Source organism: Clostridium grantii DSM 8605 (genome assembly GCF_900129965.1).
In the GTDB taxonomy this organism is placed as follows: domain Bacteria; phylum Bacillota; class Clostridia; order Clostridiales; family Clostridiaceae; genus Clostridium_AF; species Clostridium_AF grantii.
This window is the reverse complement of sequence record NZ_FQXM01000027.1, coordinates 1-15809: the sequence shown is the minus strand read 5'-3', so window position 1 is coordinate 15809 and position 15809 is coordinate 1. Positions and strand designations below refer to the sequence as shown.

Genomic DNA, 15809 nt, shown 5'->3' with positions numbered 1-15809 from the left:
TCTACCACTTTTTTTGTTCTATTTAATTACTGGTGGAGTAAACACCCTTTGTGCTAACTCAGCATCTATCATATATATTCCATTACTATCTTCTTTTACTCTCTTTAATTTGCTTAATATTAATGAGAAATTTGCTTCTTCTTCAACTTGCTCATCTATAAACCATTTTAAAAAGCTGATAGTTGCATGTTCTCTTTCTTCAGTAGCAATATCTGTTAATAAGTAAATTCTACTTGTAACAAATTTTTCATGATCTAACCCTTTTTCAAAAACATCTCTTAGTGATTCAAAATCATTTTCTGGAGTATCTAGTGCTTCTAATTTTACTCTACCGCCCATTTCATTTATATAATCAAAAAATCTCATAGCATGAAATTTTTCTTCCTCAGCTTGAACCTTAAAGAAATTTTCAAATCCCGGCAAATCTTCTGATGCTGCATAAGCTGCCATAGCTAAATAAAAATGAGCTGAAAATAATTCATAAGTTATTTGCTTATTTAATTCATTAAATAATTTTTCACTAATCATTGTATCATCCTCCTGTTATTGTTTTAATATCCATCTAAGCTATATTATAGAATTTAAGTTTAACTATTAACTTATTATATATTAAACAATAATCAAAGTAAAGATTTTACAAAGTATAATTTTTAACTAATAATGGTTGTCCCTATAAATATTCTTCCATCCTTTCTTCTTTTAATCTATTTACTAGATGTTTTATTTCTTGATCTTTTTCTTTTTTCATTACTAAAACAACATCTTCCGTATCTATAATAATAAGATCATTTATCCCAAAGCCGATTATTAATTTTTTATCCCCAAAAACATAACAATTATCGCTTTGTTCTAAAAATGCATTTCCTTTAACATTATTTCCTCTATAATTATTCAAAAATCTACCTAAAGCTAAAAAACTACCAATATCATCCCAGTCAAAGCTACACTTTATAACATAAGCTTTTCTAGTTTTTTGAAGTATTCCAAAATCCACGGAAATTCCATCTATCAATTCATATTGTTGTTTTAAAACTTTTTCTTCCTCATCAGTATCAATAACTTTATAAATTTCCATCAAGTTTCTATAGGTTTTAGGTAAATATTTTTCCATTTCTCTTAAAAATACATCAGCTCTCCACACAAACATACCACTATTCCACAAATAAGAATCTGTTATCAAAAAATCTTTTGCCACTTCTATGTTAGGTTTTTCAGTAAATCTATCAACTTTAAAAGTAGGCATTTTAGCTATAATACATTCACCCATTTTAATATATCCATAGCCTGTTTCAGGTCTAGTTGGCTCAATACCTAAAGTAACTAACCCTCTTTTTCTTTGAGCAACTTCTATGGCTTCTAATATTGTATCTCCAAATAATTTTTCATTTTTTATATAATGGTCAGATGGAAGTACTAGCATTGTAGCATCCTTATCTTTTTTCAATAATTTCACAGCAGATAATCCTATGCAGGTAGCGGTCTCTTTATTAGCAGGTTCAATAAATATATTTTCTTCTCTAAGTTCACTTATTTCACTCAAAATATTTTCTTTATAAATCTCATTTGTAACAATGTAAATGTTATCCATAGGAACTATTGATTTAACTCTATCAACAGTTTTCCTTAAAAATGAATTATCATCTATTACGTTTAAAAACTGCTTTGGTTTTTTTTCCCTAGACAATGGATATAGCCTAGTTCCTCTTCCCCCAGCTAAAATTAAAACGTATACCACTTTAATTCCTCCAAATTATTATTATATATTATCCTATGACTATAATTTGTATAAAGTGCTTGTATAATAAAAAAGAAAAAGGCTGTCTCAGTTTTTTATTTTGAGACAGCCTTTTTTCTATCTAATTATAATCTCTTTATTCTTATCACATATTATATTAACTTCTTTATTTAATCTTTTTGTTTTTAATATAACTTTATGTTTCCACAAATCCACAATATATTTTAAAGTACTTTCTGCATATGACGTATCTAATTCCCTTCCGTCATATACATGTTCTAAAGTTAGTGTTTTATCATGATTTGACATATCCAATACTCTAATATGAGGTATTCCTCCCATTCCACAGGAATTACTTAAAGTATTTCTTATCTCTTTCCATCCCATATCATCCGGCACTTCATCAACTAAATAATCTCTTCCATGCTTTCCGTATTGGAATAAATTTAAATCTTCACATAATTCTTTAGTTAGGTATCTTCTAATAAATGAAGAGTCCCTCTCTAAAAGCCTAACTTCAAATATTTTTTCTCTACCATATGTTTTTTCCAAATATTCAAACATTCTAAATCCCAAATAATAGGGATTTAATCTTCCCATAGCAGGCGCTATAACATCATTGTGCCTTTTAAGAAACTCAAAATTCAAATTTTGAGGTAGCTTCAATTCTTTTAATATATTATAGTGCCAATAACTTGCCCAACCTTCATTCATAATCTTAGTTTCTATTTGAGGAATAAAATACTGAGTTTCCTTTCTAACAATTTCTAGAGTATTGTTCTGCCAATGTTGTAGTTCTCCATACTTACATATAAAATAAATCAAATCATCCTCTGGCTCTATAGGTACTTTATCTATCTTTGGAGGCTCTGGTTCTTCATGAGGCTTTAAAATATCATATTCATCTCTATTTTTTTTATAAGCATCAATTCTAGATTGAATTATTTCCTCATGGCTAATCCTTTTTTCCCCCACCACTTTCCAAGTTTGAAATTTAATAGCATGTGCTGCATCTAGCATTTTTTCAACTTCTCCATAACCTATACTAGGGTCATTAATATAATTTCTTATACTTCTAGTATTGTTTTTAAACATTTCTAAAGAATATTCTGCACTTGTACCTTTGGTAAACATTCTATTATTCTTAAAAAAATCATTATGCCCATAAACATGGGCCATTGTTAAAATTTGAAGTAGTAATGTATTATCCTTCATCAAATAAGCTAAACAAGGGTCAGAGTTTATGACCATTTCATAAGGTAGTCCTGTTAAATTATATTTATAAAGAGTTTTTAATCTTTCATAAGCTTTTCCATAACTCCAATGAGGATATTTCGATGGCATTCCTACATAAACTTCATAAGCCAGCATATCAGTATAGCTTATTATCTCAAACTCTTGAGGATAATAATTTAACCCTATAGCATTAGCAATTTTCTCAATTTTTTCATTCCACCCTAATAGTTCATCTACAGTATAGCTCAAAAAATCACCCCACTTTCTTTGTGATATTTTCATTCAAAATTTCAATTGGGTTCAATCAACCAGTTCTCCTTATTCACTAAAAACATCTTTTTCTAATATTTTTTTCAGTGTTGGCCATAATTCTTCTTTGTATTCTATTGCTGCTGTAGTGAAATTTTTTCGATTTACTTCTTTGGTCAATTTATCTTTTATGGTATTATAATAACTTTGTTTTCCTATTTCAACGTAACCAAATAAATTTGAAATATCACATAAACTATTAGCTGCTACAACCGCTCTTTCATTATCATCCGCCCAGTTATCTCCATCACTTACATGAAAAGCATATATATTCCACACATTAGGATCATATCGTTCTTGAATTACTTCTAATGTTTTATAGTACCCGCTAGAAATATAGGTTCCTCCTGACTCTGCTTTGTAAAAAAAGTCATGTTCGTTAACTTCCTTACCAGTTGTGGTATGAGAAATAAATATAACTTCAACGTTCATATACTTGATTTTTACAAATTGGTGTAGTAGAAAGAAAAAAGACCTAGCTAAATATTTTTTATTCTGTGTCATAGAGCCTGATACATCCATTATGCAAGCTATTAAAGCATTACATTCTTTTTTAGTTGTTTTCTTTATCCTATGATATCTTAAATCTTCTTCTTTAAAAGGAAATCTGTCAACCTGTTCATCTATTTCCTGTTCTTTAAGCGCCCTTATATATCCCTGTTTTCTTTTGATTTTTTCCATCATAGTTCTTTTCTTTGCTAATCTCGGAGGGATACCTTTCATTTGATATCCCGCTTTTTTATGAGAATTATTTGTTTCTATTTCCGAAAATTTCTTTTTATTCATATTAGGCAACTCTAAATCTTCAAACAAATAGTTCATAATATCTTCAATAGTAACTTCTGTTTCATAAATATCGTCACCTTCACCATTGCCAGCACCTGAATCTCCTTGACCTTCTTTGCCTTCTTTATCTGACCCTACCTTATCTCCTCTTTTTTGTTCTCCATCTCCACTACCTACACCTGAACTATTTTTGCCATATATAAACTGATATTCTTTAAGTCCTTTTATAGGAATTTTTATTTTTCTATTTTTACTTTCTCCAATAATACTTTCCTCTGACAAAATATCCGCTAGATTTTTTTTTATTGTGTCTTTTACCAATTCTTTATGACGCCTTCTGTCTTCTACCGCTCTATCATGATCTATTGGATTAAACTCTCTAAATATTGCCATAGAATCAATCCTTCCATAGATTATTAGCTGCATATTTCAAAATTACGTCACAGCAATGGTCACAATATCCATTAGCTTTCATTTCCTCCACCATAATGCTATATTTTTTAGATTGTTCTTTATCTCTAACTCTTGATTTAGTTACAATTCTTGATAGTTCTTTTACTGATGAAGTTAATTTACCTTCTATAGCTTCTTTTAATGGTTCATAAGCAGTATAATCTAATTTAGCTCCATTTCTTATTAAATAAAACATATATGAAGTTACATCTGTTCTAAATCCCTTAGCTGAATTTTCTGGCACTCCAATTTGTTCTTCAATGGATCTCATAAACTTAAGATCTGGTTCAAGTTCTTCACCAGTAGCTCTGTCTTTTAACTTAGATTTATTCACAAAAGCTTCAGCATTATCCAAGTAATTGTCAAACAAACTTTCAGCTTGTTCTCTAAAGCTTTGAATAAAGGCTTTTGTAATTTCCTTCTCAAGAATTTTATTATATTCTTTTCTAATTGTATCCTGAATAAATGCTAAATATTGCTTTTTAGTATCCTCTTGAATATCAACTTCTTTTACAGATTTTATAAGAGTTTCCATTACACTTAAAGGATTAATACAATCATATTCTGATACTGAAAGAGCGTCATCAATAGCCTTAATAATAAATCTTGTGGATATGCCAGACATTCCTTCTCTCAATGAAGAAACTTCCTCTTTCAATTCCATAATATTCATTTTTTTAGTTGTACCTTTTTCAACAATTTCTTCCCCATTATAAATTTTCAATTTAGTTAAAGGATCTACTTTTGTAGATGGCAATAATCTAGAAAGTATCGCAAACATTGATGCAATTTCTATTGTATGAGGTGCCATATGAGCTTTGAAATTACTTCTATTTAATATTTTCTTATATATTTTCATTTCCTCGCTCAATTCTAAACAATAAGGAACCTCTATCTTAACTATCCTATCAAGAATTGCTTCATTTGTATGATCTGATTTAAACTTATTCCATTCTGCTTCATTTGAATGTGCAACAATTACTCCATCAAAATAAATCATAGAATTTTTACCAGGTGAAGGTATAGATTTTTCCTGAGTAGCAGTTATTATAGTATGCAAGTATTCCACATCATTCTTAAATACTTCTATAAATTCGATAACTCCTCTATTTCCTACATTAAATGCTCCATTTAAAGAAAGAATCCTAGGATCATCTTCTGCATATAAATCCATTTTAGAGATATCTACACTACCTGTAAGTACGCTTGTGTCTTGGTTATTAGGATCTACCGGTGGTACTACGCCTATACCTTTTCTTGACCTAATTGAAAAATCTGAAGTTATAATAGGAAAACTTTCATATTCTCCGTTAAATTCTGTTTTTAATCTATGTCTACATACTGGACATAAATCACCTTCAATTTTAACACCTAAATACTCTTCAAATTCTGCTCTTAAATGCTTTGGAACCAAATGAAGAGGTTCTTCTCTCATAGGGCAACCTTTTAATGAATATATAGGCTCACTAGTTTCCAATGACTTTTTCAATTTTTCAACTAAGGAAGATTTACCTGCTCCTACTGGTCCTACTAAATATAAAACTTGTCTAGCTTCTTCACCTTTCATTCCAGCTGAATGAAAATAGTTCACTAGTTTCATAATTACTTTATCAATGCCAAAAAATTCATCTTTAAAAAAACTATAGCTTTTAATAATTTCATTTCCATATATTTTTCTTATTCTAGGGTTATCTTCTGGTTTCAATACTCTAAACCCGTCTTTTGTTATTATATGATACATTCTTTCATGTGCTAATTCAGTTGCCTTAGGGTTCTCTTTTACTTTTTCTAAATAATTGAGAAAAGTACCCTCAAAATAGTTTTTTTTATTATTTTCTCTATCTCTCTCAATAATACTTCTAAAATCCACGATATACCTCCTCCATACCATTTATAAAATGATAAAAAAGTGTTTCTTTTTAAATATATATGTGCTTAGTGTTTAAACTTATTCTAGTTATTTATTTTTTCAACGAAATTCATACATTTTAACAATACTTTTTAATAAAAGAAAAGCTAGTAGATTTATTATATCTACTAGCTTTTCTTTTATTATTATTTTTTTTGACCATAGTAAGCATTTGCGCCATGCTTTCTTAAATAATGCTTATCCAACAATATTTTATCTATAGACACAATATCTTTATTTATAGCTTCTGTTCTATGCGCCATCTTAGAAACTTCTTCTAGGACTTTTGCATTATGAACAGCTTCTTTTGGAGTTTTTCCCCAAGAGAATGGTCCATGATTAAATATTATTATTGCTGGCATTTCTAAAGGTTTATATTGCTTTGCCTTCATAGTTTCTATAATCACATTTCCAGTTTCTAATTCGTACTGACCTTTTATCTCTTCATCAGTTAATTTTCTTGTGCAAGGAACACTTCCATAAAAATAATCTGCATGAGTAGTTCCATAACAAGGTATTTCTCTTCCAGCCTGAGCCCAAGATGTAGCCCATTCAGAATGAGTATGTACTACCCCGCCAATATCTGAAAATTCTTTGTATAAAGCTAAATGAGTTGGCGTATCAGAAGATGGATTCATACTACCTTCAACTATATTCCCCTCTAAATCTACTACCACCATATCCTCTGCTTTCATTTCATCATAACTAACTCCACTAGGCTTAATTACTACATACCCTTTTTCTCTATCAATGCCACTTACATTTCCCCAAGTGTATATTACTAATCCTTGTTTTACTAATTCTAAATTGGCTTCAAATACTTGTTTTTTCAAATTCTCTAACATACTATTTATTCACCCATCCTTTTTTGCAACCATGTTTTTGCACTTTTTATATTCTTAACAGTTTCCTCAATAGTTTCATCTTTTGAATTATCTGCCCACATTTCAACTAAAAAAGGGCCTGTATAATTCAAATCAGTTAATTTTGTTAATAATTTTGGAAAGTCTACAGTACCTTCTCCAAAAGGAACACACTTAAATATTCCTGGTTTAGTATCTTTTAAATGAACTGCAACTATATGTTCAAATCCTTTTTCTAATTCTATTGAAGGTTCTTCACACCATTGTGTTAAGTTTCCTAAGTCTGGATAAATCTTTAACCAAGGTGATTTTACTAAATCTATATACTCTAAGCATCTTGTTATAGTTCCAATAAACTCTGTATCCATTATTTCTATTGATAACATCACACTTGCACTTGCTGCTTTTTTAGCTGAATATTGTAAACCTTCAATAAACATTTTTTTTGTTTCTTCATCTGCATCTTCATAATAAACATCATAACCAGCTAATTGAATATTCTTTATTCCTAAATCCAAAGCAAGGTCTATAGCTTTATTCATTAATTCATAAGCCTTTTCCCTTGTTTCTACATTTTTACTTCCAAAAGGATATTTTCTATGTCCACTTAAGCACATAGAATTTATGTAAAAATCATTTTTCTGCAATATATCTCTTAATTCATTTCTTTCTTCTTTAGACCAATTCAATCGAGCTAATCTTTCATCACTCTCATCTACTGACATTTCAATAAAATTAAATCCTGCTTTTTTAGCTGCTTCAATTTTTTCCTTCCAGCTAAAATTATTTGGCATAGCCTTTTCATAAATTCCGATAGGATTATTTTTTAAATTTACCATATTATTTATCTCCAATACCTTTTAAAATATAGTTAAACCTTTAAAGCATCAAAATCTAAAACTTTCTATACAAAGTCATATTTCATAGTAAGAAACGGTTATTTTTTACAATTAAGTAATAATAACCGTTTTTTTATTATAAGCCTAACGCTTCAGATACTTTTTGTTTTATTTCTGCTTCTGATAATAAATTTACTAAACCTACTACTTTTGTATCTCCAGTTGGTTTAAATTCTTTAACTAGTTGTTGAGAAACAATAACTAAATCAAAGTTATTTACTTCACTTTTTCCTTGACCAACTGAAGCATGATGAACCTTTGCTTCTATATTTAATTCTTTAAGTACTTTTTCAATTCTCATTTTTATAATAAGACTTGATCCCATTCCATTTCCACATGCTGCTAATACTTTTAACATAATAATACCTCCCATATTTTGTTTTGGATTTTAATAATCCTTAGGAATTAAATGAATTACTTTTTATTCCTATCTAGTTTGTGGATTATTTCTTCTATTATAACATTGATTTGAAAGGAAGGTCTGGCTCAATAGCAAAAGCGTCCTCAAATCCTCTTGGGTGATGGTATTCTAATCTATCTTTATCTTGTGGATAAATGAATTTTGATCCCACTTCCCATATATATGGTTTGAATTTATATTGTAATCTATTCTTTTTCATGTTCCATAACATCATGATTTCCATTGGGTCTGCTTGGAAATTTGTCCATATATCATGATGGAAAGGAATAATAACTTCTGTATTTAAACATTCTGCCATTCTTAAAATATCAACTGAAGTAATTTTGTCAGTCATTCCTCTTGGATTCTCGCCATAAGAACCTAATGCAACATCTATTTTATGATCATTACCATGTTTAGCAAAATAGTTTGAGTAATGTGAATCTCCACTGTGATATATGTTACCACCTGGTGTTTTAATTAAGTAGTTAACAGCTAATTTATCCATATCTTGAGGCATTTTATCTTTTAATATAACACCTTTTGGAGCAGTTACTAATTCAGTTCTATCAAAAGAATCAAGAGCTACAATTTCAGTATCTTTAATTTTTACAGTATCTCCTGGTTTAACTACTATACATCTTTCAGCAGGAACTCCCCATTTGATCCAAAGATCAACACAAGCTTGTGGTCCTATAAAAGGAACTGCGTCCGCACAATTTTGTAATACTGCTGCCGCTACGTTTTCATCAATATGATCACCATGATCATGAGTAGATAAAACTGCATCTAATTCTTTTATAGCAAATGGATCTATAACACAAGGAACGTTTCTCAAGTTTGGTTGTAATTTTAAACATCCTATCATACGTTGATGTTGGTGTTGATCTGTCATCATTTTATTTTTAGCAGATTTCTTACCTGTTTTAACCCAAAGGTCAATTAAGATATTAGCATTTCCTTCAGATTTAATCCAAACTCCTGTACAGCCTAACCACCACATAGCAAATGTTCCTGGTTTAACAACTTCTTCTTCTATTTCTTCATTTAGCCAAGTTCCCCATTCTGGGAATGTATTTAAAATCCATTTTTCTCTTGTGATTTCACTAATAGTACTCATTCTTATTACCTCCTAAATTTGTTTTTAGTTTTTAGTTTTAATTTTTAGTTTAAATTTGAATAATCTATTACACAAATATATTTAAAATTTCATCAATTGTTTTCGCTTCTAGAACTGCATTATATTTTTCTTCATCAGATAAAACTGTAACAATAAATTCTATCATTTCAATATGCGTATTTGAATCTGCACAAGCTAATGTAATTAATAATTGTGCTTTATGTTCTTCTTGTTCTGAAAAATAAACAGGTTTCTCTAATTTCATTAAACTAAAACCAGCTTTATTCGCTCCCTTTTCTGGTCTAGCGTGTGGCATTGCAATATTAGGTGCTATAACAATATATGGACCAAATTCTTTAACAGAGTCTATCATAGCATCTACATAAGATTGCTCAATAAATCCTTCTTTTAGTAATGGCTTTGCTGATTTAATTATTGCTTCTTCCCAGTTACTAACTTCATCTACCATCTGTATAAAATCGCTTGTTAATTTAAATCCATCTAACATTTAATTATCCTCCTCAATATTACCCTTTTATATACTTAGAATATCTCAATAGTGAACATATGTCAATATGCATTACTGATTTTGCACATTTGTCTTGTTTTATGAAAAATATTATTTTTAATAAATTATACAAAAAGCATTTCAAATATTAACTTACTTAATGTTTGTGTATAAAACAAATCCCAATTTAAAATTGGGATTTGTAAATTTATATTATTTATCTCTCATTGTTGTGAAATAAGTTTCCTTATGACGTTTGTATTGTAATTGAGGGATTATCATTAATAATGGTATTAAAGCGATTGGTACAATGATACCTAATGCTTTAGTTAATAAAGTAGTTCCCATAAATAATGTTGCCCAGTCAAACATTCCCATCCAACCGATAACATTTGGGTCTCCTTTTAATACTGTTAATACTAATGCTGATCCGAAAACTTGAATTAAACCAGCTAAGAATGGGATAATTGCTGCAGCTCTACGACCACCATTTTTGTTAGCAAATACAGCTAATGTACCATTATCAAAGAACAAGCATATAAATCCTGCAATTATTAATACTGGAGATTTCATAGCTATAAGTACGAATATAGCTAATAATTGACCAAAGAATCCAAATATAAATCCGAAAGTTGGAGAGTTTGGCGAGAAACCAAATGTTACTGCACAGTCAACTGCTGGAACTGAACCTTGAAGTAATTTATCAGATATACCTTGGAAAGATTCTGATAATTCAGCTACGAACATTCTAACGCCTGTTAAAAGAACTGTGATATAAACTGCAAACATTGCACATGTTTCAAATATATATGTTCCAAACCAATAGTTATTTGGGTTATATCCACCTGGAACTGCTTCACTTGCTATGAAAGCTCCTTTTCCAAGGATAATCATTATAGTTCCTACAAACGCTGTCATTAATATAACATTAGCAACTATGTTATCATTGAATATTGATAACCAACCCGGGAAATTAATATTATCAACTGATTCATCTTTATTACCTATTTTTCCTGCTAATTTATAAGCTACCCAAGCACCAAACATTTGTTGATGACCAACTGTAAATCCTGCTCCATCTGTTACTTCTTGAGTTGCTTCGATAATTAAGTTAGACATTACAGACCAGTAAGTTCCCATTAAGAATCCAGTTACTATAACTGTAAACATTGTAACAGGTTGTCCTGTACCTTCTAATACCCAATATAAAGCCCATAATAATACTGCTGATTGTTGATACATAATGTGACCTGTAATAAATAATGTTCTGATCTTAGAAATTTTTCTAAAAGCAACTAAGAAAATATTCCAAGCAAAAGCTATTAACATTACATATCCTACATATTGAAGAGAGTCTACTGAGTTCAACACTTCTGTTGCAGATGTTTGACCAAAATATGGATCAATAACAAATGCTTCAATACCAAATTTAGTACTCAACGAAGTAATTATTGGTTTAAATGTACTAACCAATCCACCAGTACCTACTTGTAAAATTTTAAAACCTACAAAAGTTTTAATAAATCCTGCTGCTGCTTCATAAGGCTTCCTGCCTAATAGCAAATAACCGATAAATGCTACTGTACCAAGCAAAAGTGCTGGTTGACCTAAAAATTTGCTTACAAATTCTTGGAATAAAGTAACTAACATTTGACAACCCCCATTTTATATAATTTTTTATGATTACGTTTTCTAGGGTAAACGTTTCCCACTAGATGAGTAAATTATATCATCGTGTATAACATTTGTCTATGCCATTTGATTTTTTTGCACATTTGTGCGCAAACTGTTTTGTGCTCATTTTCCCATTTTAATGTAGAATAGAGTTAGAAGGCGAAGTGATTATTTGTAGGGGCGGGTTTCCATGCCCGCCTGCTGTTTCCCAATAAAATTACAATTACAGTAAAATCGTAATGAAAATATTATACTACTTTCTGTATTTTGTATTTTTTATCAATATTATATATGTAATTTATAGGTATATCGGGGCGGCATGGAAACCGCCCCCTACGAGTTAGTTCGCAATTTTTCTCAATTATGCCCTACAACAATAAGGATGCCTTCTAAAAAAAGCATCCCCAAAATTATTACTCTTTATTCATTTATATTACTCGCTATCTAACATTTCCTTAACATAGCTAGGAAGAGCAAACGCTCCCACGTGTAAATCTGTATTGTAGTATTTAGTCTTTAATCCTAAGCTATTCCATCTGTCTGCATCTAAGTCTTTAATAGGATCTAATTTCTTTGAAGCAAATCCAAATAACCAGAAACCTGATGGATATGTTGGTATGCAATATTGATATGGTCTGCATATTGGGAATATATTTTTGATTTTAGTATTTGCTCTTTTCATTTCTCTTGCATTATGCTCATAGAATGGACTCTCATTTTGATTGATAAGTATTCCATTTTCAGATAAACAATTGAAACAATTTGTGTAGAACTCATTAGTGAATAAGCCTTCCCCTGGTCCAATAGGATCAGTTGAATCTACAAGTATTAAATCATAAACATCCTTTTTGTTTTCTACAAACTTAAGTCCATCTTCAAAGTATAAACTTACTCTTGGATCATCAAGTTTGCATGCTGTTTGTTGAAGGTGTTCTCTGCAAGCTATTACAACAACTTCATCAATTTCTACCATATCTATTTTTTCTATAGTACTATATCTTGTTAGCTCTCTTACAGTACCACCATCTCCGCCACCAATAACTAACACTCTTTTTATTTCTGGATTTGTAGCCATAGCTACGTGAGTTATCATATCATGATAAACAAATTCATCTTTTTCTGTTACCATAACTAATCCATCAATAGTAAGCAATTTACCAAACTCTTCAGTTTGAAATACGTCTATTTGCTGAAAAGGACTTTTTCTAGAATACAATTGTTCCTTTATCTTCATTGATAATCTTACATTTTCTGTTTGTTCTTCTGTATACCAAAATTCCATTTTGTTACCCTCCTAATATTTTATTGTATATTTTTAATTTTCTATGCTTTTAAAAACTACTGTGAACTAATTAGTCATTTAAATTCCTAATACTTTTATATAATTAGCCTTTGAATCCTCTATATCTGTCAACATACTATGTTGATCTTTCAAGAAATTTATATAGTCAATCATATCTCTTGTAATTCTTTCACCTGGCGTTACTATTGGAATTCCTGGTGGATATGCCATTATAGATTCGCCACTGATTTGTCCATCAGCTTCCTCTAATAAAACACTTTTCTTTCTAGCATAAAAAGCATTCCTAGGTGAAACTACAATATCCGGATTTTTCAAACTATGACCACCATACTCTAAAGGATTCCCTTTATCGTATTTTTTACTAATATCTTTTAAAGCTTCTACTAAAGTGTTTATTGAATATTTACTATCTCCAATACTAACTATAGCCATAATATTATATACATCAGCAAGTTCTACTTGAATTTCATACTCTTCTCTAAGTATATCATATACTTCAAAACCTGTTAGACCTATTCCTGCAACATTAATGCCTAGTTTTGTTTCATCAAAATCATAAACTCCTGGTGTTCCAATTAATTCTTTTCCAAAAGCATACAAACCTTTAGTTTTATTTATTTCTTCTCTTGCTTCTCTTAAGTGTATTAATAACTCTGAAAAGATTTCTTCTCCATTTATAGCCAAATTCTTTCTTGCCACATCTAAACTAGACATTAAAAGATAAGAAGCACTTGTGGATTGAGTTAAATTTAAAATTGTCTTAACTTTATGTCTATCCACTAAACCTTCATTTAACAACAAAGCTGAACTTTGAGTCAAGCTTCCACCTGTTTTATGTAAACTAACCGCTGCCATATCAGCTCCTAAAGTCATAGCTTCACTTGGAAATTCAGGATGAAAATTAAAGTGAGCTCCATGAGCTTCGTCAACTAAAACTCTTATTTCTCTTTCATGTGCAAAATCTATTATTGCTTTTAATTCAGATACAGCACCATAATAAGTTGGATTTATTATAAAGATTGCTTTTACATCGTGATTTAACTCTACAGCTTTTTTAACACTTTCTAATGTAATCCCCATTGCTATTCCTAATTTTTTGCTTGTTTCTGGTTGAATATAAACGGGTAGAGCTCCACTTAATATAAGTCCATTTGTTGCAGATTTATGAGCATTTCTTGGCATTATGATTTTATCTCCAGGGTGGCAAACACTCATTATCATACACTGTACTCCACTAGTAGTCCCATTCACTAAAAAGAAACCATGGTCAGCTGAATAAGCTTCTGCTAACAATTGCTCTGCTTCCTTTATAACTCCTATTGGATTACCTATATTATCAAGTTCTTTCATAGAATTAACATCTACTTCTAAAACTTTTTTTCCTAAAAATTCACTGAATTCTGGAATTCCTTTACCTCTTTTATGTCCTGGAACATCAAAAGGTAAAACTTTTAATTTATTATAATTCTTAAGCGCTGTAAAAAGCGGTGTACTGTTTTGATTCATTATACTATACCTCCAAGAACATTTAAAATAAGGTAACACTAAACTCAAAGTTTACGACTACTAAACTTTTGACTAAATAATTATACAAATATTACTTTTAAAAATCAATAGTTTGTATCAATTTTTTTCTCTTTTTTATTATTTTCTTTAGCCTTAAAAAATACTCATAAATAGTACTTTTACATAAAAATACAGATAAATTTCAATTTCTAAAATCTATCTGCATTCTCAATACTTATTAGTCTTTTAAATTTATCTTTTCAAGCAAATAATACAATAGTTTTTCATCTCTAGTTATCACCTCAGCATTACATAACATTCCAGTTTTCAATTCAGACTTTTCATTTTTATGGTTTTCTAGAATATTTTTATCCACTAAACCTTCTGCTATATAGTAGCTATTTCCTGATTCGTTATCCATAGTGGCATCAGCACTGATTTTTACAATCTTTCCTGTTACATACCCGTATTCTTTATAAGGTAAAGCTAAAAAATTATATTTTATTTCTTGATTTAATTTTATATTAGCAATATCTTTATTTGTAATATATAACATAACTTTATGGTTTGATTCATTAGGTAGAATTGTTGCTACCTGTGTTGCTGCTTGCAATATATCTCCTTTGTTTACTTCTGATAAAGTATTTATAGTTCCAGTACATTCTGCTTTTATAGTACAACTTTCTATTTTTTGATTTGCACTATCTAAATTGTCCCTTAATTGTTTCAAACTATCTTCACAGCTATTTATTTGATCATTTATTTGAACCACATAAGCAATCTTTGTTTTATCCTCAGATAATGAATTTGTATTATCTAATGTATTTATATTATTATTTACAGAATTTAAAGCAGTTTTACTTTCAGCTAAAGAGGTTTTTATGCTTAAAATAAAGCCATTTTTATAATTAGCTAAATCTACTTTTGCTGAATCTATAGCTTTTAAGGCTGTTTCTAACTGTTTCTCAGTTGGAGCTTCAGCTGTGGCACTTGTACTAGTGGTGGTAGCTGAAGTTTCAGCATTTTCTTCTGCTTCTACCTTTAATGAATTTTGGTATTCATCGTAAGCTTTTTTCAGAGTATCATAATTATCTTGTGCTTGTACTAT

At 29.8% G+C, this 15809-nt stretch carries 14 protein-coding genes; all 14 read right to left on the bottom strand.

Features of this window, described 5'->3' with window-relative positions; translation table 11 throughout:
- Positions 1-18 precede the first annotated feature (18 nt).
- The gene (locus tag BUB83_RS17360) at positions 19-528 is read right to left on the bottom strand and encodes a ferritin (RefSeq protein WP_073340117.1); all 510 of its coding nucleotides are present in this window, start codon (positions 526-528) and stop codon (positions 19-21) included.
- Between the two features lie 142 nt (positions 529-670).
- Entirely contained in the window at positions 671-1735 is a 1065-nt protein-coding gene (locus BUB83_RS17355; RefSeq protein WP_073340114.1) for a mannose-1-phosphate guanylyltransferase, read from the bottom strand.
- Positions 1736-1852: 117 nt separating this feature from the next.
- Positions 1853-3220 carry a SpoVR family protein gene (locus BUB83_RS17350; protein WP_073340195.1) on the bottom strand — a complete coding sequence of 456 codons (1368 nt, stop codon included), beginning with the start codon at positions 3218-3220 and terminating at the stop codon, positions 1853-1855.
- 69 nt (positions 3221-3289) lie between these two features.
- Entirely contained in the window at positions 3290-4459 is a 1170-nt protein-coding gene (gene yhbH / locus BUB83_RS17345; protein WP_073340112.1) for a sporulation protein YhbH, read from the bottom strand.
- Positions 4460-4463: 4 nt separating this feature from the next.
- The gene (locus BUB83_RS17340) at positions 4464-6410 is read right to left on the bottom strand and encodes a PrkA family serine protein kinase (RefSeq protein WP_143160584.1); all 1947 of its coding nucleotides are present in this window, start codon (positions 6408-6410) and stop codon (positions 4464-4466) included.
- 164 nt (positions 6411-6574) lie between these two features.
- Positions 6575-7273 carry an L-ribulose-5-phosphate 4-epimerase gene (araD, locus tag BUB83_RS17335; RefSeq protein WP_073340108.1) on the bottom strand — a complete coding sequence of 233 codons (699 nt, stop codon included), beginning with the start codon at positions 7271-7273 and terminating at the stop codon, positions 6575-6577.
- Between the two features lie 5 nt (positions 7274-7278).
- The gene (locus tag BUB83_RS17330) at positions 7279-8130 is read right to left on the bottom strand and encodes an L-ribulose-5-phosphate 3-epimerase (RefSeq protein WP_073340106.1); all 852 of its coding nucleotides are present in this window, start codon (positions 8128-8130) and stop codon (positions 7279-7281) included.
- A 136-nt stretch (positions 8131-8266) separates the two neighbouring features.
- Positions 8267-8548, bottom strand: coding sequence for a PTS sugar transporter subunit IIB (locus tag BUB83_RS17325; protein WP_073340103.1), 282 nt, complete (start codon positions 8546-8548; stop codon positions 8267-8269).
- A gap of 97 nt (positions 8549-8645) precedes the next feature.
- Entirely contained in the window at positions 8646-9710 is a 1065-nt protein-coding gene (gene ulaG, locus BUB83_RS17320) for an L-ascorbate 6-phosphate lactonase (RefSeq protein WP_073340101.1), read from the bottom strand.
- 67 nt (positions 9711-9777) lie between these two features.
- Positions 9778-10218, bottom strand: coding sequence for a PTS sugar transporter subunit IIA (locus tag BUB83_RS17315; RefSeq protein WP_073340098.1), 441 nt, complete (start codon positions 10216-10218; stop codon positions 9778-9780).
- A 213-nt stretch (positions 10219-10431) separates the two neighbouring features.
- Positions 10432-11868, bottom strand: coding sequence for a PTS sugar transporter subunit IIC (locus tag BUB83_RS17310; protein ID WP_073340095.1), 1437 nt, complete (start codon positions 11866-11868; stop codon positions 10432-10434).
- A 457-nt stretch (positions 11869-12325) separates the two neighbouring features.
- Positions 12326-13174 (bottom strand): polyamine aminopropyltransferase, encoded by an 849-nt coding sequence (gene speE, locus BUB83_RS17305; protein ID WP_073340094.1) that lies wholly within the window; start codon positions 13172-13174, stop codon positions 12326-12328.
- 78 nt (positions 13175-13252) lie between these two features.
- Positions 13253-14701 carry an aminotransferase class I/II-fold pyridoxal phosphate-dependent enzyme gene (locus tag BUB83_RS17300; RefSeq protein ID WP_073340091.1) on the bottom strand — a complete coding sequence of 483 codons (1449 nt, stop codon included), beginning with the start codon at positions 14699-14701 and terminating at the stop codon, positions 13253-13255.
- A 238-nt stretch (positions 14702-14939) separates the two neighbouring features.
- The coding region (locus BUB83_RS17295; RefSeq protein ID WP_159434112.1) for a beta-barrel domain-containing protein at positions 14940-15809 on the bottom strand (870 nt) is incomplete at its 5' end.

Coding starts and splice junctions, on each gene's coding strand:
- BUB83_RS17310 (WP_073340095.1), bottom strand. CDS start 11,868: ATGTTAGTTACTTTATTCCAAGAATTTGTAAGCAAATTTTTAGGTCAA.
- BUB83_RS17325 (WP_073340103.1), bottom strand. CDS start 8,548: ATGTTAAAAGTATTAGCAGCATGTGGAAATGGAATGGGATCAAGTCTT.
- BUB83_RS17315 (WP_073340098.1), bottom strand. CDS start 10,218: ATGTTAGATGGATTTAAATTAACAAGCGATTTTATACAGATGGTAGAT.
- araD (WP_073340108.1), bottom strand. CDS start 7,273: ATGTTAGAGAATTTGAAAAAACAAGTATTTGAAGCCAATTTAGAATTA.
- yhbH (WP_073340112.1), bottom strand. CDS start 4,459: ATGGCAATATTTAGAGAGTTTAATCCAATAGATCATGATAGAGCGGTA.
- ulaG (WP_073340101.1), bottom strand. CDS start 9,710: ATGAGTACTATTAGTGAAATCACAAGAGAAAAATGGATTTTAAATACA.
- BUB83_RS17340 (WP_143160584.1), bottom strand. CDS start 6,410: ATGGTATGGAGGAGGTATATCGTGGATTTTAGAAGTATTATTGAGAGA.
- BUB83_RS17360 (WP_073340117.1), bottom strand. CDS start 528: ATGATTAGTGAAAAATTATTTAATGAATTAAATAAGCAAATAACTTAT.
- BUB83_RS17300 (WP_073340091.1), bottom strand. CDS start 14,701: ATGAATCAAAACAGTACACCGCTTTTTACAGCGCTTAAGAATTATAAT.
- speE (WP_073340094.1), bottom strand. CDS start 13,174: ATGGAATTTTGGTATACAGAAGAACAAACAGAAAATGTAAGATTATCA.
- BUB83_RS17330 (WP_073340106.1), bottom strand. CDS start 8,130: ATGGTAAATTTAAAAAATAATCCTATCGGAATTTATGAAAAGGCTATG.